Genomic DNA, 1,103 nt, shown 5'->3' on the forward strand with positions numbered 1-1,103 from the left:
ATCTCGACCCCGAGCTCTGCGTCCGCATCCGCGCCTCGATCCTGCTCGCGGGCCCCCTGCTCGCCCGCTGCGGCGAGGTGATGCTGCCGCCGCCCGGCGGTGACGTCATCGGCCGCCGCCGGCTCGACACCCATGTGCTGGCGCTGGAACAGTTGGGGGCCAAAGTCACCGCGACCGACCGGCTCGAATTCCGCGCGCCAAAGCTCGCCGGCGCGGACGTGTTCCTGGACGAGCCGAGCGTCACCGCGACCGAGAACGCGCTGGTAGCGGCGGTCGCCGCCGACGGCGTCACCTATTTGCGCAATGCGGCCTCCGAGCCGCATGTGCAGGACCTCGCCAATTTCCTGGTCGCACTCGGCGCCAGAATCGAGGRCATCGGCACCAACACCATGATCGTGCACGGGCCGGCGACGCTGGGGGAAGCGACCTACCGGATCCAGCCCGACCATATCGAGGTCGGCTCGCTGATCGGGCTTGCCGCCGTGACGCGCTCGCCGCTTCGCATCGTGCGCGCCGGTGTCGAGCACCTGCGCTCGATCCGCATGGGTTTCGAGCGGCTCGGCATCGTCTGCCGCGTCGAGGGCGACGACCTCATCGTGCCCTCGAACCAGACGCTGAAGATCCAGGACGATTTCGGCGGCCACGTGCCGAAGCTGGAGGACCAGCCCTGGCCCGCCTTCCCCGCCGATCTGATGTCGATCGCGATCGTCACCGCCACGCAATGCGAGGGCGTGATCYTGATGTTCGAGAAGATGTTCGAATCGCGGATGTTCTTCGTCGACAAGCTGATCGCGATGGGCGCGCGTATCGTGCTCTGCGACCCTCATCGCGCCATCATCGCCGGCCCCAGCCGCCTGCGCGGCGCGCCGATGACCTCACCCGACATCCGCGCCGGCATGGCGATGCTGCTGGCCGCCGTCTGCGCCGAGGGCACCTCGACCATCAACAACGCCGACCAGATCGAGCGCGGCTACGAGCGCATCGAGGAGCGGTTGAACGCGCTGGGCGCGAAGATCAAGCGCGTGCCCGAAAGGAAGAGCTGAGGACTTCTTCGCCTCTCCCCGCTGGCGGGGAGAGGCCGGATAGCATCGCAGATGCAATCC

At 68.2% G+C, this 1,103-nt stretch carries 1 protein-coding gene; it reads left to right on the forward strand.

The window, feature by feature from the left end; translation table 11 throughout:
* Positions 1–1,043 (forward strand): UDP-N-acetylglucosamine 1-carboxyvinyltransferase (locus AC1D00_RS42370; RefSeq protein WP_477014814.1); only part of this gene is annotated, 1,043 nt, incomplete at its 5' end.
* Positions 1,044–1,103 lie beyond the last annotated feature (60 nt).

The sequence above is a fragment of the Bradyrhizobium sp. P2_E8 genome (assembly GCF_056403875.1).